This window comes from Ferribacterium limneticum, assembly GCF_020510565.1.
Taxonomy (GTDB): Bacteria; Pseudomonadota; Gammaproteobacteria; order Burkholderiales; family Rhodocyclaceae; genus Azonexus; species Azonexus limneticus_B.
Genome location: NZ_CP075189.1, coordinates 1038876 through 1065324, shown reverse-complemented (window position 1 = coordinate 1065324; position 26449 = coordinate 1038876). Strand labels below are relative to the sequence as shown.

Here is a 26449-nt window from a genome sequence, read left to right as displayed (position 1 = left end):
GCTCAGACCGCCTGATGGGAAATGCCGTGGCGCTTGAAGATGTCGGCAATCGTGCCGTCATTCCGTAAACTCGCCAACGCCCCGCCGATGGCTTCGGCCAGGGCCTGATCCTCGACCTTGACGGCCATGCCGAGCGGCCAGCTATCGATTTTCAGTTCGGCGAATTTCGGGCTTTCGAGAACGAGATTGCCCTGCCCCTTGGTCGCAGCTTCGAGCTCGGCACGCGGTGCCAGAACGGCAGCCACCTTGCCCTCGGCCATGCCCTTGGCGGCTTCGGCCACGGTCTTGTAATGCACGACGTTTTCACGCAGACGGCCGTTCAGCACGCCGAGCAGGAAGGAATCGGCCAGCGAAGCGGTTTCGACACCAATCTTCTCGCGCGTGAAGATTTCCAGCGCAACAGCCGCCGAGCCGGACAAGGGCTTCGGCACGCGCTCCGGATTGCGCGCCAGGGCCAGCGTTTCGACGTGGTAGGCACCGAAGATGCGAACCTTGTCGTTGGAACGCGCCAGATACTCGTCGACCGGCACGTGCATCATGACGTCCGACGGCTGGGTGCCCAGGTAGTGGCCTTTCCAGACCATGTTGCGCAGGTCGTCGTTCATGTCCTCGTCGGCGTTGTAGCCGACGACTTCAGCCGTCAAACCGAGCTTGGCGGCAATGGCCCGGGCCACGTCGGCGTCGATGCCCTTGCCGCCAGCCATCGAATACGGCGGGAAGTCGTTATAGACCGCGACGCGCAGACGACCGCGCTGGCGGATCGTTTCGAGGCCATCAGCCATGGCCGGCAAAGCGGCAGCCATGGGCAGCGCGGCAAGCGCTTTCAACCAGAGACGACGATCATTCTTCATGGACAGTTTCCAGCCAGGTACGGATGGCCCACATGGCCTCCTGACTCAGTGTACCTTCGAACGGCGGCATGTAAACACGGCCGTCGCGCACGGCACCCTTGCGGATACGCTGCAGGAAAACTTCGTCGCCTTCGTCGCCGAGCGGCAGGTAGCGCAGATCCGGGGCGATGCCGCCGGAGATGGCGCCCAGGCCGTGGCAACGGGCACAGTTCTGGTTATAGGCGGAATCTCCGATGCGAATTGCGGTCTTATCCTTGCGGAAAGGATTGCTCGCCAGGAAATCGGGGCCCACGTTTTTCAGACCGGTCGTATCGACGGCCTGCGGGACAACGTCGCCGTGAGCGAAAACCTGTGGCGCGGCCGTACAAATGAAAAGGGCTGCGGCAACAGCACCAAGGTGTCGGAAGGGATGTTTCACAATGTCTCCTTGTTTGATTGCGGGTTACTGCCTTTGTGTGAAGGCATCTGCAATCCCTGTGCCAGCTCGCTGATCAAACCGAAAAATCCCTTTGCCACAGGCTTTCACCGGAGACTGTGCAAAAACAGAGACATTTGCCCGTGCATGGCACGGCATTTGCTGAAAGGTGCAGCGCACTGCTCGCTCCATTGCTAATAAAAAGGGCAGGTGTTACGTTATGAAGCAATACAACTATAACTAGAGATAGAGAAGTCGCCGGAGGAGAGATGGGACAAATACAACTATTGGCCGATATGCACGGCCAGCGCCTGGAACAGGCGAGGCAACTGTTTTTTAACCAGGGTACGCTGCCCGACGGGCTGATCGATCCGGTCATTCTCCGTTCGTGGGAGCGCTGCCGGCGCTTCGGGCTGGGCGATGGCAATGCCATTCCGGCCGTCGAGGCGATGGACCGCATCGCCCTGAAAACAGAGCAGGATCGCAATCGCTTCCTGCTCGCCCAGGGCCGTCCGATCATGGAGCATGTCTACGAGCAGATCCGCGAGTCGGGCAGCATGGTCATCCTGGCTGACGCCAACGGCCTGCTCCTCGAAACGGTCGGCGATGCCGATTTCGTCAGCCGCGCCGATCGCGTCACACTGTCGGCTGGTGCCTCGTGGGACGAGAACCAGCGCGGCACCAACGCCATCGGTACCGCCCTGTCCGAAGAAAGCCCGGTCGCCATCCTCGGCGCCGAACACTTTCTTGAGCACAACGGCTTCCTGACCTGCTGCGCCAGCCCGATATTCGGGCCGGACGGCCGACTGATCGGCGTTCTCGACATTTCCGGCGATTACCGCAGCCATCAGCATCACACCCTGGGCCTGGTCCGCATGTCGTCTGCCATCGTCGAAAGACGCCTGTTCGAATCGATCCACAGCCGCGACATCCTCGTCTGCTTCCACACCCGCGCCGACTATCTGGGCAGCCCGAAGGAAGGCATCGCCGCCGTTTCGCCGGACGGCCAGGTGCTGGCCATGAACCGCAACGGCACCGAGTTGCTTGGCATTCGCCAGGTCGATGCCGTACGCCGCGATTTTTCGATGGTTTTCGAAAGCAACCTGTCGGCCTTGATCGACCGCCTGCGGCACATGCCGCAAGGCAGCTACGAAGTGAACGTCAATGGCAAGTCCCTGCACGTCCAGCTCCGTGGCCAGTTGCCACCGCTGGCCGTGGCCGGCCGGGTATACGACGAGCCGGCCGCCATCCGCGCCCCGCGCCGGCCGGAAACCGCCGCGCCGTCCGGCCCGACACTCGACACCCTGAACACCGGCGACGCCCGCCTGCAGGCCGCCATCGAACGCGCCCGGCGCATTCTCGGCAAGGACATCCCTATCCTCATCCAGGGCGAATCGGGCGCCGGCAAGGAAATGTTCGCCAAGGGCTTCCACAACAGCGGCCCGCGCAGCACCGGCCCCTTCGTCGCGCTCAACTGCGCCTCGATTCCGGAAACCCTGATCGAATCCGAACTCTTCGGCTACCAGGGCGGTGCCTTTACCGGCGCCCGCAAGGAAGGCGCACCGGGCAAGATCCAGCAGGCACACGGCGGCACCCTCTTCCTCGACGAAATCGGCGACATGCCGCTCAACCTGCAGGCCCGCCTGCTGCGTGTGCTTCAGGAGCGGTGCGTCACGCCGCTGGGCAGCACACGGGCGATCCAGGTCGATATTTCGCTGGTCTGCGCCACTCACCGCAAATTGCGTGAAGAGGTCGCCCGCGGCACCTTCCGCGAAGACCTTTACTACCGGCTCAACGGCATGAGCGTCACCATGCCGGCCCTGCGCGAACGGACCGACATTCGCGCCCTGGTTGCCAAGATCGCCGCCCAGGAAACAACAACCCGCAGCCTGCAGGTGCGCTTCTCCGAAAAAGCCCAGCACGCCATCGAGAACTACGCCTGGCCGGGCAACATCCGCCAGTTATTCAACGTCATCCGCGTCGCCATCGCCCTGCTCGACGACGACGAAGCCGTCATCACCGAAAGCCACCTGCCGGAAGAGCTGTTCGAAACCATCATCGCCAGCGCCCCCGGCGCACCGCAAGGTTTCGACCAGTGGGCTGCGGCGCCGCTCGAAGGCGCCAACAGCATGGATGCCATCAGCCGTCAGGCCGCCATGCGCGCCCTCGACGCCGCCGGCGGAAACATCTCGTCAGCCGCCCGCCAGCTCGGCATCAGCCGCAACACGTTGTATCGCAAGCTGGGACGGATGTAAGGCTCAACAATTGGCCATCCCCGCGTCAGCGGGGATTCGGCACTATCATTCTTTCCCGCTCGGGACCGCAGCCGCCTTGAGGGCACAATGCTACGGTCAACCGGAAAAACGGCCAGAAATGCAAACTATCTAGGCAGTCCGCGTAGATGCCCCGCCAGCGCCTTTACGACGCAAGCCAAAGAGCGTCAGCAACCCGACGGCAAGCATCACTGCCTCGGTGGGTTCTGGCACAGGTGATGGAACAAAAACGACTGGATTCGCCGCATCGATTGTGATTATCGGATAATCAAAATTTGCCATGGTGACCGTAACCGCACTGAACGACCCGCCATTGCTTCCCAGAGTCAACTTGCCTGAACCCTGGTAATCCCCGGCTTGCAGCACCACCCCGTCGGACACCAGCGGCCCTTTGACAAACATGCTCGGGGCCTCGATGGTCAGTATGCCGCCGCCCTGAAGCAGACCCGACATATGGACGCTTTGACTGGCAACGAGAGAAAGTCCAGGCACATCGATGACCCCGCCCGGCGCCACGTAAATATTGTCGGCGAGCAAAGTCAGCGGGCGGTTCGAGCGCAACACCCCGAAGACCTCCAGAGTTGCCCCCCCTTGCAGCAGATTAAAAACACCGTAGCTTCCCGACGGCTGAATGAAATCGACTGTTTGCCCAGCCGCAACCGAAAAGCTGCTCCATTCAAGCAAAAGGCTGTCCGTCGCAACATTCAGAGTGTCACCGTCGGCGCTGATGCTGGCGCTGCCAGAAGCAAGCGTCGGTGACGAGGCATAAGCCTGACCACTCATTGAACAACTTAGCGCAGCGAGAAGGGCCAGACTGGCAAGGTGAAATTTCATTTTTGCTTTCCAAACAGGCTTTTCGGAGGTTCGAGCTTAGCGCCGAAAACAGGACAGGTAAATATGCCAATCGGATCATTTTGAGGGCGTTTCCTGTCACAAACACTGAACATCCTCACTTTAAGACCGTGTCATAACCGGGTCACATTCGGCATCTAGCCTGTCCTCTCCCACCACTAGAGAGGAGTCTCCCATGCGCAAGCCCCCATTCTCGCTGATCGCCTTGGTCGTTGCCGGTGCCCTCAGCCTGTCCGCCACCGCCCCAGCCATCGCCCACGACCACCAGCAAGACTTCGAAGAAAGTGCACCGCTGGTCATCGGCCACCGGGGCACTGCCGGTTACCTGCCCGACCACACCCTGGAAGGCTACGCCCTGGCCATCGAACTCGGTGCCGACTACATCGAGCCGGATCTCGTGTCCACCAAGGACGGCGTCCTGATCGCCCGCCACGAACCGAACATCACCGCCACCACCGATGTCGCCGACCGCCCCGAATTCGCCGCCCGCAGGCGCACCATGCTGGTCGATGGCGCCCTCGAAAGCGGCTTCTTCGCCTCCGACTTCACGCTGGCCGAAATCAAGACCCTGCGCGCCAAGCAGCCGATCCCGGCCGACCGCCCGACGCAGTTCGACGGCAAGTTCCAGATTCCCACTTTCGACGAAGTGATCGCCCTGGCCAAGCGCAAATCGGCCGAAACCGGCCGCAGCATCGGTATCTACCCGGAAACCAAGCACCCGACCTACCACCAGAAGCTCGGCCTGCCGCTCGAAGACAAGCTGCTCGCCGCCCTCACCCGCGCCGGCTGGAACCATCGTCACGCCCCGGTCTTCATCCAGAGCTTCGAGCAAGCCAACCTCAAGGCGCTGAGCAAGAAGACCAAGGTCCGCCTGGTCCAGCTGGTCGACGCCGACGACGTCAATGCCGATGGCAGCCTGGCCTACAACGCCCCCTTCGATCGCCCGTATGACTGGACGGCCTCCGGCAAGCCGGAACTGCTCGCCCGCACCTTCGGCTGGTTCGCCACCGACGAGGGCCTCGACGACATCGCCACCTACGCCTACGGCATCGGCCCCTGGAAGCGCTACATCGTCAGCACCATCAACGACGGCAGCGTCAGCGGCCCGGGTGAAGCCGCCCGCGTCCTGGCCGAACCGACCGATCTGATCGAGCGTGCCCACAGCCGCGGCATCAAGGTCCATACCTGGACCTTCCGCAACGAGCAACGCCGCCTGGCCAACGACTACGCCGGCAACCCGATCAATGAATACCTGCAGTTCTATCGCCTGGGCATCGATGGCGTGTTTTCGGATTTCACCGACACCGCCATCGTCGCCCGCACGCTGTTCAAGCTGGAAAAGGATGGCTACAACCGCTGCTTCACCGGTGCCGGCCTGAGCCGCGCCGAACAGCGCCACTGCGCAGCACGCGACTAAGCGCTAGGCTGGATGCCAGGCTGCAACGGCCTGGCATCCAGCTCTTATCAAAGGTAGTTCCGCGTCAGCGCCACGCTGACGATAAAAACGTAGGCCAGCACGGCCAGCCCAAAGTAACGTGCCCGGATTGCCAAGGTCCGGCCGCGCTTGAGTGCCATCATCCCGAACAAAATGTAGGCGAGCAGGCCGAAGAGCTTGGCGGTCAGCCAGCCGTGCACAAACGGATACTGGCCGCTCATCCAGGCCATGGTCAGCGCGCTGCCGAGCAGCAGGGTATCGACAATGTGAGGCAGGACACGCGTCAGCCGGTGCTGGCGCAGCGGCGATTCGCGCAGCATCCACCAGCCGCGCAGGCAGAAGCCGAGGCCGCTGAGGACGACGCAGGTGACGTGCAGATGTTTGAGGGCGAGATAGCTCATGACGTCGCCAGTTTGACCGCGAGTTTGGCCTCAATGTCGGCCAGATGTAGCCGATAGCGCCGGATGGCGCTGGCTATGTTCCACCACAGCCAGCCGTTGGCAATGGCGAAGGCCAGCCCGGCCGGCCGGGCCAACCAGACCGGGAAGAAAATGGCCGCCAGCAAGAGGGCCAGGGCGACGGCGTAGGCGAGCATCTGCCGGTGCATTTCGGGTTCGGACAGGATCTTGTTCATGGCCGGGGCGGGCACCTTGGCCTGGCCGCTGTTCTGCAGATGCATCCAGGACAGGAAGGGAACGATCTTGTAGAGCATGCCGGTGATGAAGGGCAGGAAACCGCCCGCCACGAGGAGCACGCCGAAGGCCAGAGTCCAGCCGTCGATGTCGGCCGCCGCTGGCCAGACTGCTACGGTCGACAGCAAAAAAAGGGCAAAAATGGAATTCGTCAGGCCGAGCTGCCAGTAGCGGTAGGTGGCATCCGGCCGCGCCCGCCGACGCTTGCCCTGCAGGCGCAGGGTCAGCCCGGCGAAGGCAATGCCGGCCAGCGCAGCACCAAGCTGACCGAAGCGGACGAGCAGCGGCCAGTCGGCGATCAATGCCACGCTCCACAGCAACAGCATGAGCAGCATGAAAACCGGGAACCACCAGCTCGAGCGCGCCGGGTAGCCCGGCGTCAGCTGGAACATCGGGACGACGACGTAGGCCATCGCCGCGAGCAGCACACCGGCCCAGCCGCCCAGCCCCCAGCCGGCATGCAGGTCGGCCAGCGCCATGAGCGGCAAGGGCCAGCCGTAGGCCAGCCCGAGCGCCAGCACGATGCCGAGGCCAACGACGCCAGCCAGGCTGAACAGGGCGAACTTGATGCCGCGGATGGTCGGGCTGGTCGTCGGCACACCGATCAGCGCCATGATCGTCGCAGTGAGAAAGAGCAGCACGGTCAGGGCCAGGATCAAGGCGGCGCTGCCGAGCAGGGCCGGGATTCCCGACAGGAAGCCGGCAGCCAGCAGCAGCGCCCCGGCCGAGAGACCGACGTTGACCAGCCGTGCCACGGCCAGCGGCCGTTTCAGGTTGGCGCCGGCGACCACCGGCAGGATCTGGATCAGTGCGCCGAGCATGACCTGCAGCATGAAGCCGATGGTGATCAGGTGGGTGGCGGCCAGTGCGCCGGGCGTCCACCGCGAAGCGAAGATGTCCGGCCCTTCAAAGGCGACGAGCAGGCCGGCGAGCACGGCGAAGAGCGGTGCGGTCAGGAAGAAGCGCAGTGGCGCAGCGAAGGGCGGCGCGTTTTCGAAGGCCAGCATCGCTTGCAAGGAGCGTGAATTGTTGGGGGAAGCGGCTGACTCAGCGCGAGATCAGGATTTCGAAGGTGCCGTCGGGCAGCAGTTCGGTTTCGTAATCATGACCATTCTGGCGCAGCACCTTGTAGAGCGGATGCGGCTCGCGAAAGAGCAGCAGCAGCATCTTTTCGCCCTCTTTGAGCGTATCGAGCATTTCCATGGTTGCCACGAAGGGGCCGGGTGGCTCCATGTAGCGGGCATCGACGACGTGCGGGGTCTTGGCGTGGCTCATGGTTCGCAGAGTTCCGTTTCCAGCCGCTCGAGAACGGCCGGCAGTTCAGCGGTCAGATGCTGGTCGCACATGGGATAGAGCATGTTCTCTTCCTTCATGTTGTGCTGCTGCATCATGATGACCAGGGTATCGGCCTGGCCGAGGTAATCCTCGGCATCGGCCGTCTTCAGGGCGTTTATCGCATCATCCATGAGGCCGCGCAACTGCTCGTGCTCCATGCGCATGACCTGGGTCGGCCCCATGCGCATGCCGGTCTTGGCTTCGAAGGTCGGGAACAGCGTTTTTTCCTCGCTGTCGAAGTGGGCCAGCATGGCCGAACGGAAATGCCCGAAAGCGACCAGGGCGAGGTCCAGATTGCCCTTGCTGACGGCCTGTTCGGCTTCGGCGAACAGGTCGTCACAACGGCGATGGTCTTCGGTCATGAAACTGCGAATGGTGGTCATGGCATGCTCATTAGCTAAGGATGGTCCATTCTCGGGGCTGCCCCCCGGAATGCTCCTTGACCGCCATCAAATCCCGTTCAATCAACCACCGCAAATACCGACCTGCAGGCCATCGAACCAGTTGATGAAACGCTGCACGTCGGCGCCCTGATAAATGGCCCCGTGCTGCGGGCAAAGCATGTCGATGTCCAATTGCGAAACCCGCTCGCACCAGCGCCGCTTGGCTTCATTGGAACCCATCCAGCGCCGGTGGAAGCCTTCGGCATGACGGATGTGGGCGTCGAAGTTTTCCACGAACAGGCCATCGTCGCCCGGCGGCAGCAAGGCCGCGCCAACGTCGCCGGAAAACAGCACCTTGGCGACCTTGTCGTAGAGATGAAAATTGCCCGACGAATGCAGGTAGTGCGCCGGGACGGCCTTGAGAATCAGGCCATCGAGGGAAATATCGATGCCTTCGTCGGGCATTGAGACGAAGGTTTCGACCGAACCGCCGAAATGGGGGATGAAACTGCTCCACAGCCAGCTGACATAGCAGTGCATCTGCGGGTTGAATTCCAGCCACAGGGCCAGCGACGAACAGATGTCCGGGTCCTGGTGCGAGGCAAAAATGGCGGTCAGGGCCGAGGGATCGAACTCGGACGACAAGGCCGAGAACACCGCCGGGAAGACCTCAGCCCCACCCGGGTCGAGCAGCATCCCATGGCTGCCGTGGGTAACCAGATACTCGTTGGTATCGATCAGGTAATTCGGCTTGTCCGGATCGCGCACGATGGCAACCCACTTGTGATTGCCATCCTCAAAGATCGTTTTTGTTTTTTTCACGCATCCGCTCCCGTATTCTCAATTGCCGGTAAAAAAGGCTGACCGGCGCAGCGCTTCGAGCGAGGCGCGAATTTCTTCGACAACACCGTCGAACTCCCCCGACACCTGGGACAGTGGGACGGCAAAGGATTGTCCGTAGGCCGCCTCGATCTTGGCCGACTTGGCCAGCACGCCCCCTAGTTCGACCATCCGGAAGGCATCGTCGAGCGCCCCTCGAAGCTGCTTGCGCAAGCGGGCCAGACGCTCGGCATGGCGGTCGTTTTCAGCCTCCCGGGCGGCCAGCACTTCGTGCCCGCATGCTGCCGGCGACCGTTCGACCGCCTGACGCAGCAGCGCGGTATGGCGGATATCCTGGAGCACGACAGAAACCTCGGTGACGCAGCCGTGGATCAGACCGGTCAGCGCCGACATGCCGTCGCGCAGATCCTGCGAAAAAACCCGCAGTTCGTTGGACAGCACACCGAAGCCGAGCGCTGCCGTCCCTGCCCGCTTGGCGAGAAAGATGGCGTTGAGGGCCATGATGTTGATCTTGAAGGCGACGCCGACGACCGACTTGATTTCCTCGTTGATGCGCACGATACGCAGGAGGTCGACGCCGGCCTGCTGCGCCTTGGTCGGTCGGGTGGTCAGTGCGGTCGTCATGGTCATTGCGCAGCCTGTCATTCAGTCAGACGGCAATGTATCAATTTCAGCAAGGAACAACTAGCGGACTGTCGGTTTTGCCACTTATTTTTCGAGCACATAGCTGCCCGGCGCATCGGCCAGGGCCGGGAACTTGCGATTGGCCGCCGGGTAGGCCGCGACGAGATCACCGGTGCGTTCGCCGAGCCAGTGCGTCCAGTCGTCCCACCAGGTTCCCGTTTTTTTCTCGGCCCGGTCGAACCAGTGTTCCCAGTGCTCGTTGCGCTCGGGTTCGCCGATCCAGTAGGCGCGCTTGGGCGGATTGGCCGGCGGATTGACGATGCCGAGAATGTGCCCCGAGGTCGACAGCACGAAGCGCACCGGCGCCTTGACGTTGATCTGCTTGCGGATGCGGTAGCACTGCTTCCACGGCGCGATGTGGTCGTCCTCGGCGGTCGCCGCGTAGAGCGGCTGCTCGATGAGGTCGAGGTCGATGGCTTCGCCGGCGATGGTCAGCTTGTCACGCTTGATCAGGTTGTTGTCGAGGTAGAGTTCGCGCAGGTAGAAGGAATGCATGGCCTGCGGCATGCGCGTCGTGTCCATGTTCCAGAACAGCACGTCGAACGGTGGCAGCGGCTGACCGAGCAGATAACTGTTGACCCAGTAGTTCCAGATCAGCGGGTTCGAGCGCAACAGGCGGAAGGAACTGGCCATTTCGCTGCCGTCGAGATAACCCTTCTTGGCCATCGATTCTTCGAGCGCGTTGATGCAGGCTTCGTCGATGAAGACATCGATATCGCCGGGGTGGGCGAAATCGGTCAGGGTCGTGAATAGCGTCCAGTGGGCGACCGGCACCTTGTCCGCGCCGAAATGCTTGTTGGCCCAGGCCATGTAGGTGCTGACCAGGGTGCCGCCGATGCAGTAGCCGACGAGGTGAACCTGGGGCACCTTGCAGAATTCGGTCACCACACGCACGACCTCGTTAACGCCTTCGAGCAGGTAATCGTCGAAGCGGACGTCGGCCAGATCCCCATCCGGGTTCTTCCAGCTCGTGATGAAGACCGAGAATCCCTGGTCGGTCAGGTGCTTGACCATGCTCTTCCTGGCCGTCAAGTCGAGGATGTAGAACTTGTTGATCCACGGCGTGATGATGACGATGGGCGTCGCCCGTACCTTGTCAGTGGTCGGCGTGTAGTGGATCAGCTCGACCAGACGGTTGCGGAAGACGACCTTGCCGGGCGTCGTCGCCAGATCCTCGCCGACCCTGAAGGCATCCGGCTCGACCATCAGGATGTTCTTGGCCTTGACGTCGCGCTGGAAGTTTTCCCAACCCTGCTTGAGGCTGCCGCCATTGGTTTCGACGAAGCGTTTCATGGCCACCGGGTTGAGCCAGAAGAAGTTGGTCGGCGCCACCATGTTGAGCCAGTTACGCAGCCAGAAGGCCGAGCGGCGACGTTCCTTGTCGGAGATGCCCGGCGTTTCGAACAGCATGTCCTCGAAGCGGTGTTCGAAGGCGACATACCATTCCTTGACGATGTCCCAACTGGCCGACTCGGTCCACACCGGGTCGGCGAAACGCGCATCGTCGGCACTCGGCCGGACGACATCGGCGGACTGAATGCCCAGGGCCCGGCGCATGACATGCGACTGGAGCGCCATGAGATCGCCCGACAGCGCGCTCATGGCGCGGGTCAGCTCCTGCGGGTGCATCAACCAGGCCATTTGCGCATTGAGCAGCGAAGTCGTGACGCCGTACGGGTCGATGGCGTTGCTGACTGCTTTGCCGAGCGATTCGACGGGGCTCAGGGTATTGATATCGACCCCGTTGCGACGGGCTGTTCCATTACCAGACATGGGATTTCCTCTTACTGACTCAGTGTGAACACAACAGATTGATGTTACAGCGATACGAACTCGCCAGGGAGCGGCAAGCGGACATTCGACCAGCCGAGTTTTTCTTCGATGGCGCGCTTGAAATTGGCCGAAGCGCCGGCCTCGCCATGCACGACGAAGGTATTGGCCGGCGGCTTGTGAAAACCACCCAGCCACTTGAGCAAGGCCGCCTGATCGGCATGGGCCGACAGGCCGCCGACGGTGTAAATGCGGGCCCGAACCGGCACCGGCTGGCCGAAAATATGAACCAGTTTCGCCCCATCGACCAGACGCCGACCTAGTGTCCCGGCCGCCTGGAAGCCGGCAATCAGGATCGTGCATTCGCTGCGCGGCAGGTTTTCGCGCAGGTGGTACTTGATCCGCCCGGCCTCGCACATGCCGCTGGCCGAAATGATCACGGCACCGCTACGTATGTCGTTGAGCTGGATGGAGCGCTCGACATCGGCGACCAGTTCGAGGCTCATCTGCTTGGGATGCGCCTTGAGCCAGGCGATCAGGTCGCGCGTTTCGGGGTCGAGCAGGTTCTGGTTGGCCAGCGTGATACGCGTTGCCGAGTTGGCCATCGGCGAATCAACGTAGACCTTGAGCGGCGCCAGCCGCTTGCGACGCACAAGGTCGGCCAGCATGTAGATGATTTCCTGCGTCCGCCCGACGGCGAAGGCCGGGATGATCAGGTTGCCGTTGGCGGCCCGGGTACGGTCGAAGGCGGCGACGATTTCGTCTTCGGTTTCCGGCAGCGAACGGTGCAGGCGGTCGCCGTAGGTCGATTCGATGAGCAGCACATCGGCCTCGGTGGGCGACGGCGCCGGGTCACAGAGCACCGGCCGGTCGGGCATGCCGAGATCGCCGGAAAAGACCAGCCGGCGCTGTCGGCCTTCGCCGCTGACGGTCACCTCGAGCGAGGCCGAGCCGAGAATGTGGCCGGCATCGCGGAAAACAACGCTTACGTTTTCGGCCGTTTTTTCCGGTTGACCGTAGGAAACGGGGCGCAGCAGTTTGAGCGAGGCCAGGGCCTGGGCCACGGAATAGAGCGGTGCCGGGATGCCCTGCTCGCTCTTGCCGCCACGCCGCCGATGGCGCAATTGCCACTCGGCTTCCTTTTCCTGGATGTGAGCGCTGTCCGGCAGCAGAACTTCAAGCAGATCGATTGTCGCCTGCGTGGCATAGACCGGCCCGCGATAACCGAGCATGGAAAGCCGCGGCAACAACCCTGAATGATCGATGTGGGCGTGGGTGAGCAGGACGAAATCGATTTGCCGGACATCGAAGCCGAAATTGAGCGCTTTCTGGTTCTTTTGCCGCGCTTCGGGGCCGCCCTGAAACATGCCGCAATCGACCAGAAAACGGACGCCGCCCGCTTCCACCAACGTGCAGGAACCGGTGACTTCACCAGCCGCTCCGAGAAACCCGAGACGCATGTTTTCATTCCTCCCGACTTGGCGTAGCATGAACCTCAATAAGGCTGAATGCAACGCCAGCAGACCATTTCAGGAGGTTACGCATGTTCCAGCATATTTTCGTTCCGACCGATGGCTCAGAACTCTCCCGCGCCACGGCAGCCCGTGCCGTTTCCTTCGCCAAGGAAGCCGGCGCCCGGATTACGGTGTTTTTCGCCAAGCCGGAATATCCCATCGCTTATTTCGGCGAAGGCGCCCTGATCGACCCGACGACCCCGGAAAAATTCGCAGAGCTGGCCGACCAGCAGGCGCGTGAATATCTCGGCGAAGTCGAGAAACTGTGCGCCGAAGCCGGCGTCCAGTGCAGCACGGCCGCCGCCACGAGCGACATTCCCTACGAAGCGATCATCGAAGCCGCCGAAAAAGCCGGCTGCGACCTGATTTTCATGGCCTCCCACGGTCGCCGCGGCATCAGCGGCTTCCTGCTCGGCAGCGAAACCAACAAGGTACTGACCCACTCCAAGGTGCCGGTGCTGGTCTATCGCTGAACGCGCCCTAAGCAGGGCTCAACGGCCGGTGCAGCGCCCCTGTCCCGGCCCGATGCGGCAGAGCACTTCGCCGCTGGCGGTATCGATGAACGCCACTTCTTCCAGCTTGCCAACCAGGTAGCGCTTTTTGAGCGTGAAATCGGTCGGCTTGCCATAGGTCGCCTTCCAGAAAGTCGTGCTTTCACTGATCACCGGTTCGATCAGCCGTGCCTTCGCCCGCATGCCGACATGCCCGGCCAACGCTGCCGACAGATTGGCCGAAAACCCGGCGTCGTCATCGACGCTGCGCGGATAGAAATCGTAGAGATTGGCGAAAGCCAGGAAATAGTCGTAACGCCAGCTGACCTTCATCAGCTGCGGAGTGCCAATCTTGTCTTCATGCTCGTACTGGCCGCGCTCGACGGACACCGACTGCAAAGGCAGGAATTTGTACTGGTAATAGTCGTCGACCGCCGGATCGGCCAGCGGTCGCCAGCTCCAGCCTTCGGCAATCTGGTTGAAGGCCATGCGGTAGAGAACGTCGATCCGCTCGCCAACGACGCTGACGGCTAGGCTGCCGCTGGCCGTCAGATCGACATCGACTTCGACGATCTGCTCTAGCCGGGCGTTGAGGCTTTCCGCCGGGAGTTCGGCGATGGCAACGAACTGCCGCTCGGCGGTTTCAGCCGCCTGAGCCGCACCAAAAAAGGCGGCGACCAAAGTCGCCGCGAATGTGTATCTGAGGAAAAACATGTCGACTTGAAACGCTTCCATAAAGCAACAAGTCGAATGAATTTTCCACTTCAAGGCCGACGCTGCCCATGATGCATATCAACAAACCCTGATGCCGTTGACGGCCAGTCAGCGAATGACCAGGCGCCCACCTTGGCGCCGCACCGGCATGGCAAATTTGAAAAGATCGGCCTGGGTGGCGAGATCGAGATCGGCCAGCGGCAGATTGGGCCAGGTGCCGGCGGTGAAGCGCTGACCGAAATCGGAGTTGCGCACCCGCTCGATGAATGCATCCGGCGCCACTGCCTCGCCGCGCAGCAGCGCTTCGATGTAGTCAGCGCAGGCAATGTCCTCGTCGCCATCGCGATCAACCCACTCGCCGGTGATAACGAAGCAGACCTCATCCGCCCCCGCTGCACGGACCGCTTCGGCCGTTGCCCGGGCGCAGACGAGGCTGGCCGCGTAGAGATGCCGCGCCTGGCGGAAACGCTGCAGTCCGCGGACGCCCGCCGCCGTGGTCATCACCACCTGCCGTCCAGCCAGATCGGCCTGCATCAGTTGCGATGGCGAGTTGCCAAAATCGAAGCCGGGCACCGGATCGCCGCCGCCGACGGCGCCGATCGACACGGAATGCGGAATCTCGCCAAGCAGCGCCGTCGCCTCGGCGATGCGCTCGACCGGATAGATGGTCTGTGCTCCCCGCGCCAGCACCACAGCCGCCGTCGTAAACGAGCGCAGAACGTCGATGACGACCACCGTATCGGTGGCGATCGGCTGATTTTGCAGGCGGTTCAGGAAGAGGCGGGAAAACTTCATGGACAAAAGCGAAGCCGTGCTCGGAGCTTCCAGCATAAACCCAGGCCGCGACTCACCGCAAAGGCTGCCAGAAGCGCGGTCAAATCTTCAGTTTGCCGCCTGCTCCCAGGCCGCCACGGAGGGTTGCCGGCAAAGACTGACTAACAGGCTGAAGCCTGCTTCAAGATGGCGGCTCGCTGCGGCCGATAACGGCTCTCCCAGCTCAAACTGCTCACCGCGAATGCACAGCACGAAGGCCGGTGGTGGTTCCTGGCCTTCGGTCTGGAGATAAACCTGGAGCACCGCTTCGGGCGGCAGTTCGTGCGTCGTATAGGCAGCGCCAGTGGCCGGTGCGATGCGCGCGAAGGTGAATGGCCCCGGCGTGTTGGCGCCGGCGTCGATGAACAGGGCGAGTTGCCGGCCTTGCAGGTCGAGGGCGTGTTCGATCTGGAGCTGGAAATCCTCGATCAGCTCGAACTGGTCGGCCAGCATTTCATTTTTGAGCCATTTTTCCAGTTGACCGTAGCATTCCGGCCCGAGGGCGTCGTCGCCGCGGCTAGGGTTGCCGACGGCGAAGATGACGACGGGTGCGCTCACGAACGGCTCAGCGAATGGACGATGCGCCCTTCCGGATCGACCAGCTCGACTTCCAGCGGCATCTTGCCGAGCGCGTGCGTGGCGCAGGACAGGCAGGGGTCGAAGGCGCGGATGGCGACTTCGATGTGATTGAGCAGGCCTTCAGTCACTTCGTGGCCGTGCAGGTAGCGCCGGGCAACGTGGCGGATGGCTTCGTTCATCGCCTGGTTGTTGTTGGTCGTCGACACGATCAGGTTGGCCATCGTGATCAGGTCGTTTTCATCGACGCGGTAGTGGTGGAACAGCGTGCCGCGCGGCGCCTCGATGACACCGACGCCTTCCGACTGGCGCTCGCCCTGGACCATCAGGTCGCTGCCGAGCAGGTCGTCGTCGTGCAGCAATTCCTTGATCACCTCGGCGGCGTGCAGCATCTCGATCATCCGCGTCCAGTGATAGGCGAGCGGCGCATGCATGGGCGAGCCGCCGGCGTAATCGACGAATTCCTTGCGCTCGTGTTCGGCGAAGGGCGTCGAAATCTGGCAGCAGTTCTGCACCCGGGCCAGCGGGCCGACCTTGTACCAGCCGTGTTCCTTGCCGATCGACTTGAAGTACGGGAATTTCATGTAGCTCCACGGCCGCACTTCTTCCTCGATGTACTGGTTGTATTGCTGGTAATCGACGTGGTCGAAGATGATCTTGCCGTTGTCGTCGCGGGCGCGCAGCGTGCCGTGATAGAAGTCGAGATCACCGTTGTGGCCGACGATGGACATGAAATTCGAGCGGAAAATGCCGAAGCTGTTGTACAGCCCGGGGTCCTGCGTGTGCACCTTCTGGATTAGCTGTACCGCGTCGCGCGACCACTGGACGATGTGATAGATGTCCTTGAGTAGCTCATCGCGCTCGGCCACCGTCAGCGCCTTGTTGACCCCGCCCGGGATGGCGCCGGTGCCATGGACGCGCTTGCCGGCCGTAACCCGGATCACTTCCTGCCCAAACCTGCGCAGCAGCACGCCGCGCTTGGCCGTTTCTGGATGGGCCATGGCGACGCCGACAATATTGCGCTTGGTCACGTCGCTGTCGAAGCCGAACAGCAGGTCGGGCGAACAGAGGTGGAAGAAATGCAGCGCATGCGATTGCAGCATCTGGCCGTAGTGCATCAGGCGGCGCATCTTCTCGGCCGTCGCCGTGAGCTTTTTCGCCCCGACGATCACATCGAGCGCCTTCGAGGCCGCCAGATGGTGCGACACCGGGCAGATGCCGCACAGGCGCTGGACCATGACCGGCACTTCCCAGTACGGCCGGCCCTGGATGAATTTTTCAAAGCCACGAAACTCGACGATGTGCAGGCGCACCTGATGCACCTTGTTCTGGTCGTCGAGCAGGATGGTCACCTTGCCGTGGCCCTCGACCCGGGACACCGGGTCAATCGCCACGCGGCGCAGGGTTTCGGGGTGGGCGGCGGTTTCTAGTTGGTAGGTCATGTTCTACCTCAATTAATCGTAGTGCATCAGGCCGTGGCCTAACTCAGGTTCTTTACCAGCCAACAGATCAGTCAGCACCTTCCAGATCGCGTCAGCCGAAGGCGGACAGCCGGGCATGAAGTAATCGATCTTGACGACCTCATGGATCGGATGCACTTGGTTGAGCGGCAGCGGCAGTTCGGGGTCGTTCGGGATCATGCCGTTTTTCAGCCCCGGGCTGGTGTGATACACCTCTTCGAGGATGGTCGTCAGCGGCAGGTGGTTGCGCTGGGCCGGCAGGCCGCCGTTGATGGCGCAGGCACCCATGGCGATGAGGATCTTGCAGTTCTTGCGAAACTCGCGCAGGACATGGACGTTCTCGGCATTGCACAGGCCGCCCTCGATGAGGCCGATGTCGCAGTCCGGGCTGCAGGTCTTGATGTCGGTCAGCGGCGAGCGGTCGAACTCGATGTGTTCGAGCAGCGTAAACAAACGCTCATCGATGTCGAGGAAGGACATGTGGCAGCCGAAACAGCCGGCCAGCGAGGTGGTGGCGACCTTGAGCTTTTTCTTGGGGGCGTTCATTTCAGTGGCCCTCCGTCGTTTCGGCGGTTTCGGAAATCGGCGCCTTGTCGTACTTGCGCTCGCCTATCGGCACGGCGAAACCCTGGCGCTTCTTTAGGATGACGCCGACCGGGCAGACCTGCGCCGCCTTGTCGGCCAGCGTGAAGTCGGTGTCGGCCAGCTGGCCGGACTTGGCATTGACGATCAGGTGCGTCTTGATGCCGCGCCCGGACAGCCCAAAGACATTCTTGCCATCGACATCTCGGCTGGCCCGCACACACAGCGAGCAGAGGATGCAGCGGTTGAAATCGAGCAAAACCTCGGGATGCGAGGCGTCGACTGGACGATTTGGGAAAAAGTGATCGTAGTGCGCCGACATCATGCCGAGGTGGTAGGCCGTGGCCTGCAACTGGCAGTTGCCGCTCTTCTCGCACGACGGACAGAAGTGGTTGCCCTCGACGAACAGCATCTGGGTCAGCGCCCGGCGTTCGGCGTTGATTTCCTCAGTCTCGCTCTCGACGACCATGCCGGGCGCCGCGCGCATCGTACACGAGGCCGTATGCCGGCCATTGACCTTGACCGTGCATAGCTTGCACGAGCCGTGCGGCTTGAATTCCGGGTGGTAACAGAGGTGCGGAATGAAGACGCCGGCCGCGCTGGCCGCCTGGATGATGGTCTGCCCGTCGACGAAGGGAACGACCTTGCCGTCGAGCGTAAAGGTATGGCTCATGATTGACCTCCATGTTCCGTCGCCAGATGCGCCCCGGCATCGTCACGGCCAGTCATCTGCCGGGCGGCCGATAGTTCGCGGTCGAGATCGAAGGCTGGCGTGAAGTCTTGCTGCATCATCCGCCGGTCGTAAGCCGGGCGGAACTTGGCGATGGTATCGAGCACCGGATTGCAGGCGGTATGGCCGAGGCCGCAATGGCTCATCGATTGCAGCAACTGGTTGAGCTTTTCGATCTCGGCAAAGTCGTAGGGCGAACCACTGCCGTAATGCAGCTTGTCCATGAGGTTCTTGAGCAGCGAAGTGCCGACCCGGCACGGCGTGCAGAAACCGCAGCTTTCGTGCTGGAAGAAATGCACGTAGTTGCGCGCCACCTCGAACATGTCGCGGCTCTTGTTGAAGATCGTGAAGGCGCCGGCGGTCGGAATATCCTCGAAGCCGATGATGCGGTCGAACTCGTCCTCGGCGACGCAGATGCCGGACGGGCCGCTGACCTGCACGGCCTGCGTGTCGGTCGCCCCGCAATCTTCCAGAACCTGGCGGATGCTGACGCCGAACGGGTATTCGTAGATGCCCGGCCGCTCACAATCGCCGGATACCGAAATGATCTTCGTCCCGGCCGACTGTTTGGTGCCGATGCCGGCGTACCACTCGCCGCCCTTGAGGGCGATCATCGCCGCGGCGGCAAAGGTTTCGACGTTATTGACGATGGTTGGCTGGTCAAGATAGCCGTTGGTCACCGGGAAAGGCGGCCGGTTGCGCGGCGTGCCGCGTTTGCCTTCGAGCGACTCGATGAGCGCCGATTCCTCGCCGCAAACGTAGGCGCCGGCGCCGACGTGGATCTCGATATCGAAATCGGCCCCGGGCAGGCCGCAGATGTCCTTGCCCAACAAATTCTGGCGGCGACGGTTGGCCAGCACGGCATTGAGGTGATCGAGCAGGTAGCGGTACTCGCCGCGCAGGTAGACGAAGCCGCGCGTCGCGCCGATGGCGTAGGCGGCGACGGTCATGCCCTCGAAAACAAGATCGGGACATTTCGAGAGCAGGACGCGATCCTTGAAGGTACCCGGTTCGCCTTCGTCGGCGTTGCAGACAACGACGCGCTGATGGCCGGCCTTGAGCTGCGCATTGCGGCAGGCTTCCCATTTGAGGCCGGTGGTGAAGCCGGCGCCACCACGGCCGCGCAGGCCGGAACGCTTGATTTCGTCGAGCGTCGCGCCCGGACCGCCGATGCCGCTGGGCAGGCCTTCGCGCCAGGAACGCATGTTCGACGAATTGAGGCCGTCGCTTGGCGCCCGCGCCCGGGCGGCGAGCAAGGCTTCGCCGGGTTTGAAGTCGGCGTTGAGCAGAATGTCGGCGCGCCGGATATTGTCTTCAATCTTGAAATAGGCCGGTGGCCAGTCGGCCAGCGGTACCTTGTTGCGGATCAGTTCGGCGATTTCGTCGATACGCTCCAGGCTCAAGCCGGCAATCGCATAGTTATTGACCAGCATGCCCGGCCCCTGGTCGCACAGGCCGGTACAAGCCGTCTTGCCGACGCTGACCAGGCCGTCCTCGGAAACCTTGCCGCGCTCGACCCAGAGGTTGTTGCACAGGCGTTCCATGAGCGCCCGATTGCCCTGCATGCGGTCGGTGATGTTGTCAGAAAACAACACTCGGTATTTGCCGCGCGGCTCGGTGTAAATGAAGGAATAAAAACCGGCGACGCCTTCGATCTTGGTCCGCGGCACGCCGAGCATGGCCTGCATGCGGTCGATGGCTTCCGGCGGAACCCAGTCGCAGGCCTCCTGAACCTCGCGCAGGATCTGCAACATGCAGGTCGGGTCGCGTCGATATCGATTGATCACCCGGTCGACAACACCGGCGACCGCTTCGGCATGCATCTCATTTAGCCCCACGACAATCTCCTGAAAATTGCCTATGACATCAAAAGACTAGCACCGGAACGTTTCAGTTTGTTGTCCGAGGTCAACTGGCGGGCATTTGTAACACTCCGGGAAACCGGAATGTGCAACAATGGTGCTGCGTCGCAACATAGATAAAGCACCATCAATTGGCGATAGACGATTACGAATGGTGCAACGCAATACGCCCCTGATCGACTCTTCGAGGAAGAACAGCATGAACACAATAAACGAACAATCCCCCCTGGCCAGCATGAACACCCTGTTGCCCCTGGCTGGCAAAAAAGGCCTGATTACCGGTGTCGCCAACGACAAGTCGATCGCCTTCGCCGTCGCCAAGGCCATTCGCGCTCTGGGCGGCGAAATTGCCCTGACCTACCAGAACGACAAGACGGCCAAATACACCCAGCCGCTGGCCGAAGCCCTCGGCGCCAAGCTCTTCCTCAAGCTCGACGTGACCGAGGAAGGCAGCCTTGAAGCAGCCATCAAGCAGTGCGGCGACGAGTTCGGCGAACTCGACTTCGCCATCCACTCGATGGCCTTCTGCAATGGCGACGACCTGCACGGCCGCGTCATCGACACCACCGAAGCCGGCTTCGACTCGGCCATGAACATTTCCTGCCACAGCTTCCTGCGCATGGCCAAGGCGGTCGAACCGCTGATGGCGCACGGCGGTTCGCTGATCACCATGTCCTACCTCGGCGCCGAGCGCGTCGTGCGCAACTACGGCGTGATGGGCATAATCAAGGCGGCGCTTGAATCGGCCGTCCGCTACATGGCCTACGACCTCGGCCCCAAGGGCATCCGCGTCTTTGCCGTGTCGCCGGGCCCGATCATGACCCGTGCCGCTTCCGGCATCGCCAATTTCAACACCCTGCTCGAAAACGATGCCGCCAAGGCACCGCTCGGCCGCACCGTGACCATTGACGAAGTCGGCGCCCTGACCGCCTTCCTGTGCACGCCGGGTTCGTCCGGCATGACTGGCCAGACGATCTACGTCGACGCTGGCGCCCATATCGTCGCCTGAGGCCATTTTGTAGCGATTGCTACGGTCAACCGGAAAAAAGGGCTAAATTTCAAATTGGCGGGGACAAACTCCCGCCAGTTTGAAACGATTTCGGAGAATCTGATGCCTGACATTGACGGACTACTCCCCGATCCCGTACCGGATCACCCGCTGTTGCGCGGACGCCAGGAAATCGGCCGCGGCGAAAGCACCATCGTCCTCGAAGCCGACACCGTCGATGGCCAGGAACGCGTCTACAAGGTGCTCTCTTCGCCCACCGACTATGCCTACTACACGGCAGATGATCGTCCGACCGGCAACCATTTCCCGGTCGTCTTTGCCGATCACGGTACCGTTGGCCGCTCCAGCCGCGGCTTTCCGTTTCATGTCGTCGAAGTCGAGCGACTCTATCCGCTGCCCGTTGCCGGCGACGCGGCGGAAGTGGCGACCAAGCTGTCCACCTCGTATTTCGACGCCTGCATGATGTGGCGCAATCTGGCCCAGGACATGGGCCGTATTGCGCTGCACCACCTCGTCGTCACGCCGATGGGGTGGACCGACGCGCTCAAGGAATCGCTCAAGGCAGTCGAAGATTTTTCGACCGAATACGGCGCCCTGCCTGACCTCATCAAGGCCGACAACCTCATGATGCGCAAGGACGGCACCCTCGTTTTCTCCGATCCGGTGTTCATGGAATGACCATCAGCAAAGTTTATTTCGCCTCGCGCGAATTGGCCGAATCGCTGATCGGCAAGCCGTCGATGGCGGTCATTTCGATTACCGACCCGGGCACCCCGGAAGCCAACCTGCACGCCCAGTTCGAGCACGTCCTGCGCCTCGCCTTCTACGACGCCGTACCGGCTGACGAATACCTGCCGGCGCCGATGCCCGGCCTGTTTGATTACCGGATGGCCCGCCAGATATCCACCTTCGTCCAAGACGTGCACAACGCCCCGGATGCTGTGTCGATGCTGGTCCATTGCGAATATGGCGTCAGTCGCTCGGCCGCCGTCGCCCTTTTTGTCGAGGCCTATACTGGCGCGCCGCTGATTTCGCGGGAATTCACCGGCGAGGCCAACCATTGGGTGGTCAATCAGTTGTCGCAACTGCGCCCCGAGCTGGATATCGACATTCCGCCGGCCAATGCGGCATGCGACCGGCGCAGCAGGCCACGACCGGCCTGACCCTTTATCTGGAGCAAGACCATGCATGAAAGCAGCGAGCAGCGTTATCTGGTCAACAAGACCTACGACGAAATCCGCGTCGGCGACTCGGCCAGCCTGACGCGAACCCTGATGCCCGAGGACGTGAAGCTGTTCGCCATCCTGACCGGCGACGTCAATCCCTCGGTGGTCGACCCGGGTTATTCCGAAAGCGGCCTGTTCCGCGAAGTCATCGCCCACGGCATGTGGAGCGGCTCGCTGATTTCGACCGTCCTCGGCACCCAGTTTCCCGGCCCCGGCACCATCCTGATCGACCAGGCGCTGCACTTCTCGCGCCCGGTGACGATCGGCGACACGATCACCATCACCGTCACGGCCAAGCAAAAATTCGATCACAACAAGCATGTCAATTTCGACTGCGTATGCACCAACCAGGAAGGCCTGCAGGTCGTGCGCGGCACGGCCGAAGTGCTGGCCCCGACGGAGAAGGTCTCCCGCCTGCAGGAAGTGCATATGCCGGAGATCCGCATCGACGACAAGCACGAACGCTACATCCAGTTGCTCGAACGGGTCAGGGGACTGGAGCCGATCCCGACTGCCGTCGCCCACCCGTGCGACCACGAATCGCTCAAAGGCCCGGTCATGGCCTTCCAGGCCGGCATCATCGAGCCGATCCTGGTCGGCCCGGAAAACAAGATTCGCGCCATTGCCGAAGAATTCGGCATCGACCTGTCCGGCATCCGCATCGTCCATGCCGCGCACAGCCACGACTCTGCCGCACTGGCCGTTTCGCTGGTGCGCACCGGCGACGCCGAGGCCTTGATGAAAGGCAGCCTGCATACCGACGAGTTGATGGGCGAAGTCGTCGCCCGCGCCAACGGTCTGCGTACCAGCCGCCGGATCAGCCACGTTTTTGTCATGGACGTGCCGACCTATCACCGTCCGTTGCTCATCACCGACGCCGCCATCAACATCGCCCCGACGCTCGAGGAGAAGGCCGACATCATCCGCAACGCCATTGATCTCGCCCACATCCTCGGCATCCCGGAACCCAAGGTGGCGATCCTGTCAGCGGTCGAAACGATCAATCCGAAGATTCAATCAACACTCGATGCCGCCGCCCTGTGCAAAATGGCCGACCGCGGCCAGATCAAGGGCGGCATCCTCGATGGCCCGCTGGCTTTCGACAACGCCATTTCGATCGTTGCCGCCAAGACCAAGGGCATCAAATCGGCCGTTGCCGGCCATGCCGAGATCCTCGTCGTGCCCGATCTTGAATCCGGCAACATGGTCGCCAAGCAACTCGAATATCTGGCCAATGCCCTGACCGCCGGCATCGTGCTCGGCACCAAGGTGCCCATCGTGCTGACCAGCCGCGCCGACACAGCCGAAACCCGTACCGCATCGTGCGTCATCGCCGCACTGATCGCCCACCACAACCGCAAAACTGGAACCGTCTAAATGAAGCAAGGCATCCTGACGATCAATGCTGGATCGTCATCCATCAAGTTCGCCCTTTTCTCCCTCGCCCACCCGATTTCCCCGGAAGCCGAAGTCTCCGGCCAGATTGACGGCATCGGCACCAACGCGACGAAAATGGTCGCCAAGGACAAGGCCGGCGAAAAAATCGCCGACCAGATGATCGCTGGCGAGCAGGTCAGCCACGACCAGGCTTTCGACGCGTTGCTCAAGTGGTTCATGGCGACGCACGCCGGCTGGCAGATCGTCGCCGTCGGCCATCGCGTCGTGCATGGCGGCGAGCGTTACTCGCAGCCGACCATCGTCGACGACACCGTACTCGGCCACCTGACCAGTTTCATTCCGCTCGCTCCGCTGCACGAACCGCACAACGTCGCCGGCATTCGCGCCCTGCAGGCGCTGCTCCCCGGCGTGCCGCAAATCGCCTGTTTCGATACCGCCTTCCACCGCAGCCAGCCCGACGTCGCCCAGACCTTCGGCCTGCCGCGCGCCCTGTCGGCCGAAGGCATCAAGCGCTACGGCTTCCACGGCCTGTCCTACGAATTCATCGCCCGCGCCCTGCCCCAGCACTCGCACCGCGCCAACGGCCGCGTCGTCGTCGCCCACCTCGGCAATGGCGCCAGCATGGCAGCCATGGTCAATCGCAAATGCGTGGCGACAACCCTCGGTTTCTCGACCATCGATGGCCTGCTCATGGGCACGCGCTGTGGCAACCTCGACCCGGGCGTCATCCTGCACCTCATGGAAACCAAGGGTCTGTCGGTCAAGGACATGACCAAGATGCTCTACAAGGAATCCGGCCTGCTCGGCGTTTCCGGCATCAGTCAGGACATGCGCACCCTGCTCTCGAGCAACAAGCCGGAAGCCCAGGAGGCAGTCGACCTGTTCTGCTACCGCATCGCCCGCGAACTCGGCTCGCTCGCCGCGGCCTCCGGCGGCATCGACGCGCTGGTATTCACCGGCGGCATCGGCGAGCACGCTGCCGAGGTTCGCCGCCGTGTCTGCCTGCAGTCCGAATGGCTGGGCATCCGCCTCAACCCGGAAGCCAATGCGCGTCACGACATCGTGATCAGCGCCGGCAACAGCAGCGTCGATGTGCTGGTCATTCCGACCAACGAAGAGTGGATGATGGCGCACCACGCGCAGACGTTGCTGGCGCTGTAAGCCCCAAAATAGCAAGACACCGCCGCACCTGCCGGCGGTGTCTTGTCTTTCAGGAGGCATGACGTCTGAGGCGCGGCAAGATCCAGCTCAAAGCGCCCTCAATATTTGCACCATCCATCGCGAACCGCCAATGCGCGCCTATTTCAACGGCATATAATTCCCTCCTGCGGAGATACGCAGTTTCGGGAGGGGAAAAATGGATCGTGAACAGTTGGACCAAGGGCGAAAGCTACTTATTGCGGGGTTGATAGCGGCGCTATTGTCGATTCCCTTGCTAGCGAGCAGCAAGGCTAACGCTTTCGGCATGATGTGCCTAATAGTGGCAGTACTGGGTGGCAGTGTGGGCATCATCAAAGTCGCTGACGAGATACAAACCAACGGACTCGCAAAATGGCTGTCGATTTGCCTGACCCTGATGCCAACTTTCAATCTGATACCGATCGCATGGTTCCTTCTCAAGGCCAAGCAGGCGATTCGCACTGTCGATGAGGCTGTACCCGAATCTTTACCACCGCCCCTGCCAAAACGAAGTGCACCGCCCCCCGCCGCTCCCGCCGCCAAAGCAGACAACGCCATTACCAAAGCCTTACCGGCGATCAAGATGGCCGGACTGACCGGCGTTTCCGAGGGACAATTGCTGGAGACGAAAATATCCGCGCCGGGCATCGATATTCCCGAAGCGAACCAGCCAGTCTGCCAAGTCCTCAAGGGCGCCTTCGGGGCGATGTATCTGGTCGACCAAGGCAACAGCTACGGCTTCGCGACAATGGGAGAGATGAAGGCAGCAGGACTAAGTCCGGAGGAACTTCGCCAAATCGGACTGAAGAATCTCGCTGCACATCTGCACGAGCACAAACAATCATTCAAACTCATTCCCTTGCAAAACAAGGCCTACGGGCTACGCCTGGATGGTCATTTCGAGGCCAGCCTGGTATTGCTCGACTCCCTTTGGGAAGGGGCGTTGAAGAAATACCTGCCGAATGCGCCAGTGGTCGCACTTCCGTCGCGCGATGTCTGCGCTTTTTGCGATGTTTCGTCGTCGGAAGGCATCGCCGAGCTGCGCGCCGTTTCAGCCAAGGTCAGCCAAGGAGGCGATCATCTGATCAGCCCTGATTTGTTCATCCGCCAGGCCGGCAAGTGGCTACCTTTCGAGGCTGGCGTGACGGCCTAGGATACCGACGAGAGGAATCTGAATTAGCAACAGCAGCATCGATGTGCCGGTCATTCCGACCAATTAAGAGTGGATGATGGCGCACCACGCGCAGACACTTTTGGCGCTCTGAAAAATATTTTTTTAGCATGAGCCTCGGCCCCGAAAGCGGCCGGGGCTTTGTTTTTTCGGGCTTTTTTCAATACGACAACATCATTTTCAACCGAGACCAG

General features: G+C 61.9%; 27 protein-coding genes. 9 read left to right on the top strand and 18 right to left on the bottom strand.

The window, feature by feature from the left end:
* Positions 1 to 2: 2 nt before the first annotated feature.
* On the bottom strand, positions 3 to 851 hold the full coding sequence (locus KI610_RS05185) for a substrate-binding periplasmic protein (protein ID WP_226497603.1): 849 nt from the start codon (positions 849 to 851) through the stop codon (positions 3 to 5).
* Positions 841 to 1269 carry a cytochrome c-550 PedF gene (gene pedF, locus KI610_RS05180; protein WP_226497602.1) on the bottom strand — a complete coding sequence of 143 codons (429 nt, stop codon included), beginning with the start codon at positions 1267 to 1269 and terminating at the stop codon, positions 841 to 843. The genes KI610_RS05185 and pedF overlap by 11 nt, the downstream gene beginning before the upstream one ends.
* A gap of 266 nt (positions 1270 to 1535) precedes the next feature.
* On the opposite strand from pedF, the gene KI610_RS05175 reads away from it, so the two are divergent.
* Positions 1536 to 3521, top strand: coding sequence for a sigma-54-dependent Fis family transcriptional regulator (locus tag KI610_RS05175; RefSeq protein ID WP_226497601.1), 1986 nt, complete (start codon positions 1536 to 1538; stop codon positions 3519 to 3521).
* Positions 3522 to 3650: 129 nt separating this feature from the next.
* On the opposite strand, the gene KI610_RS05170 is transcribed toward KI610_RS05175, so the two are convergent.
* The gene (locus tag KI610_RS05170) at positions 3651 to 4373 is read right to left on the bottom strand and encodes a hypothetical protein (protein WP_226497600.1); all 723 of its coding nucleotides are present in this window, start codon (positions 4371 to 4373) and stop codon (positions 3651 to 3653) included.
* Positions 4374 to 4566: 193 nt separating this feature from the next.
* On the opposite strand from KI610_RS05170, the gene KI610_RS05165 reads away from it, so the two are divergent.
* Entirely contained in the window at positions 4567 to 5808 is a 1242-nt protein-coding gene (locus tag KI610_RS05165; RefSeq protein ID WP_226497599.1) for a glycerophosphodiester phosphodiesterase, read from the top strand.
* Positions 5809 to 5855: 47 nt separating this feature from the next.
* Here KI610_RS05165 and KI610_RS05160 read toward each other — a convergent pair whose 3' ends face one another.
* The 8 genes from KI610_RS05160 to KI610_RS05125 all read right to left on the bottom strand — a co-directional run bounded on the left by KI610_RS05160 (position 5856) and on the right by KI610_RS05125 (position 12990).
* Positions 5856 to 6227, bottom strand: a complete 372-nt coding sequence (locus KI610_RS05160; protein ID WP_226497598.1) for a SirB2 family protein — start codon at positions 6225 to 6227, stop codon at positions 5856 to 5858.
* On the bottom strand, positions 6224 to 7525 hold the full coding sequence (locus tag KI610_RS05155; protein WP_226497597.1) for a hypothetical protein: 1302 nt from the start codon (positions 7523 to 7525) through the stop codon (positions 6224 to 6226). The genes KI610_RS05160 and KI610_RS05155 overlap by 4 nt, the downstream gene beginning before the upstream one ends.
* A 40-nt stretch (positions 7526 to 7565) precedes the next feature.
* Positions 7566 to 7793, bottom strand: coding sequence for a DUF2249 domain-containing protein (locus KI610_RS05150; RefSeq protein ID WP_226497596.1), 228 nt, complete (start codon positions 7791 to 7793; stop codon positions 7566 to 7568).
* A complete protein-coding gene (locus KI610_RS05145; protein ID WP_226497595.1) occupies positions 7790 to 8236 on the bottom strand; it encodes a hemerythrin domain-containing protein in 447 nt (148 codons plus the stop codon). The genes KI610_RS05150 and KI610_RS05145 overlap by 4 nt, the downstream gene beginning before the upstream one ends.
* A gap of 81 nt (positions 8237 to 8317) precedes the next feature.
* Positions 8318 to 9058, bottom strand: coding sequence for an oxygen-binding di-iron domain-containing protein (locus tag KI610_RS05140; RefSeq protein ID WP_226497594.1), 741 nt, complete (start codon positions 9056 to 9058; stop codon positions 8318 to 8320).
* A gap of 18 nt (positions 9059 to 9076) precedes the next feature.
* The gene (locus tag KI610_RS05135) at positions 9077 to 9706 is read right to left on the bottom strand and encodes a chemotaxis protein (protein ID WP_226497593.1); all 630 of its coding nucleotides are present in this window, start codon (positions 9704 to 9706) and stop codon (positions 9077 to 9079) included.
* A gap of 78 nt (positions 9707 to 9784) precedes the next feature.
* A complete protein-coding gene (locus KI610_RS05130; protein WP_226497592.1) occupies positions 9785 to 11533 on the bottom strand; it encodes a PHA/PHB synthase family protein in 1749 nt (582 codons plus the stop codon).
* Positions 11534 to 11577: 44 nt separating this feature from the next.
* A complete protein-coding gene (locus tag KI610_RS05125) occupies positions 11578 to 12990 on the bottom strand; it encodes an MBL fold metallo-hydrolase RNA specificity domain-containing protein (protein WP_226497591.1) in 1413 nt (470 codons plus the stop codon).
* Between the two features lie 83 nt (positions 12991 to 13073).
* Here KI610_RS05125 and KI610_RS05120 point away from each other — a divergent pair, with 83 nt between their 5' ends.
* Positions 13074 to 13517 carry a universal stress protein gene (locus KI610_RS05120; protein ID WP_226497590.1) on the top strand — a complete coding sequence of 148 codons (444 nt, stop codon included), beginning with the start codon at positions 13074 to 13076 and terminating at the stop codon, positions 13515 to 13517.
* A gap of 18 nt (positions 13518 to 13535) precedes the next feature.
* Here KI610_RS05120 and KI610_RS05115 read toward each other — a convergent pair whose 3' ends face one another.
* The 7 genes from KI610_RS05115 to KI610_RS05085 form a co-directional block, all read right to left on the bottom strand.
* Positions 13536 to 14249: a hypothetical protein gene (locus tag KI610_RS05115; protein WP_226497589.1), complete on the bottom strand. Its 714-nt coding sequence runs from the start codon at positions 14247 to 14249 to the stop codon at positions 13536 to 13538.
* A gap of 108 nt (positions 14250 to 14357) precedes the next feature.
* Positions 14358 to 15044, bottom strand: a complete 687-nt coding sequence (locus tag KI610_RS05110) for a 2-phosphosulfolactate phosphatase (protein WP_226497588.1) — start codon at positions 15042 to 15044, stop codon at positions 14358 to 14360.
* An 87-nt stretch (positions 15045 to 15131) separates the two neighbouring features.
* Positions 15132 to 15620: a hydrogenase maturation protease gene (locus KI610_RS05105; protein ID WP_226497587.1), complete on the bottom strand. Its 489-nt coding sequence runs from the start codon at positions 15618 to 15620 to the stop codon at positions 15132 to 15134.
* Positions 15617 to 17080: a Ni/Fe hydrogenase subunit alpha gene (locus tag KI610_RS05100; RefSeq protein ID WP_226497586.1), complete on the bottom strand. Its 1464-nt coding sequence runs from the start codon at positions 17078 to 17080 to the stop codon at positions 15617 to 15619. Before KI610_RS05100 ends, KI610_RS05105 begins: the two co-directional genes overlap by 4 nt.
* Before the next feature lie 12 nt (positions 17081 to 17092).
* A complete protein-coding gene (locus KI610_RS05095; protein ID WP_226497585.1) occupies positions 17093 to 17644 on the bottom strand; it encodes an NADH-quinone oxidoreductase subunit B family protein in 552 nt (183 codons plus the stop codon).
* Position 17645: 1 nt separating this feature from the next.
* Positions 17646 to 18353, bottom strand: a complete 708-nt coding sequence (locus KI610_RS05090) for a 2Fe-2S iron-sulfur cluster-binding protein (RefSeq protein WP_226497584.1) — start codon at positions 18351 to 18353, stop codon at positions 17646 to 17648.
* On the bottom strand, positions 18350 to 20233 hold the full coding sequence (locus tag KI610_RS05085; RefSeq protein ID WP_226498510.1) for an NAD(P)H-dependent oxidoreductase subunit E: 1884 nt from the start codon (positions 20231 to 20233) through the stop codon (positions 18350 to 18352). The genes KI610_RS05090 and KI610_RS05085 overlap by 4 nt, the downstream gene beginning before the upstream one ends.
* A gap of 274 nt (positions 20234 to 20507) precedes the next feature.
* Here KI610_RS05085 and fabI point away from each other — a divergent pair, with 274 nt between their 5' ends.
* The 6 genes from fabI (at position 20508) to KI610_RS05055 (ending at position 26237) form a co-directional block, all read left to right on the top strand.
* Positions 20508 to 21281: an enoyl-ACP reductase FabI gene (fabI, locus tag KI610_RS05080; protein WP_226498509.1), complete on the top strand. Its 774-nt coding sequence runs from the start codon at positions 20508 to 20510 to the stop codon at positions 21279 to 21281.
* 102 nt (positions 21282 to 21383) lie between these two features.
* Positions 21384 to 21959, top strand: coding sequence for a hypothetical protein (locus tag KI610_RS05075; protein WP_226497583.1), 576 nt, complete (start codon positions 21384 to 21386; stop codon positions 21957 to 21959).
* Positions 21956 to 22444: a hypothetical protein gene (locus KI610_RS05070; protein WP_226497582.1), complete on the top strand. Its 489-nt coding sequence runs from the start codon at positions 21956 to 21958 to the stop codon at positions 22442 to 22444. The genes KI610_RS05075 and KI610_RS05070 overlap by 4 nt, the downstream gene beginning before the upstream one ends.
* A gap of 21 nt (positions 22445 to 22465) precedes the next feature.
* On the top strand, positions 22466 to 23884 hold the full coding sequence (locus KI610_RS05065) for a bifunctional enoyl-CoA hydratase/phosphate acetyltransferase (protein ID WP_226497581.1): 1419 nt from the start codon (positions 22466 to 22468) through the stop codon (positions 23882 to 23884).
* Complete coding sequence (locus KI610_RS05060; RefSeq protein ID WP_226497580.1) at positions 23885 to 25066, top strand: acetate/propionate family kinase; 1182 nt, start codon at positions 23885 to 23887, stop codon at positions 25064 to 25066.
* 196 nt (positions 25067 to 25262) lie between these two features.
* Positions 25263 to 26237 (top strand): DUF1444 family protein, encoded by a 975-nt coding sequence (locus KI610_RS05055; RefSeq protein WP_226497579.1) that lies wholly within the window; start codon positions 25263 to 25265, stop codon positions 26235 to 26237.
* The last annotated feature ends 212 nt before the right edge of the window (positions 26238 to 26449 follow it).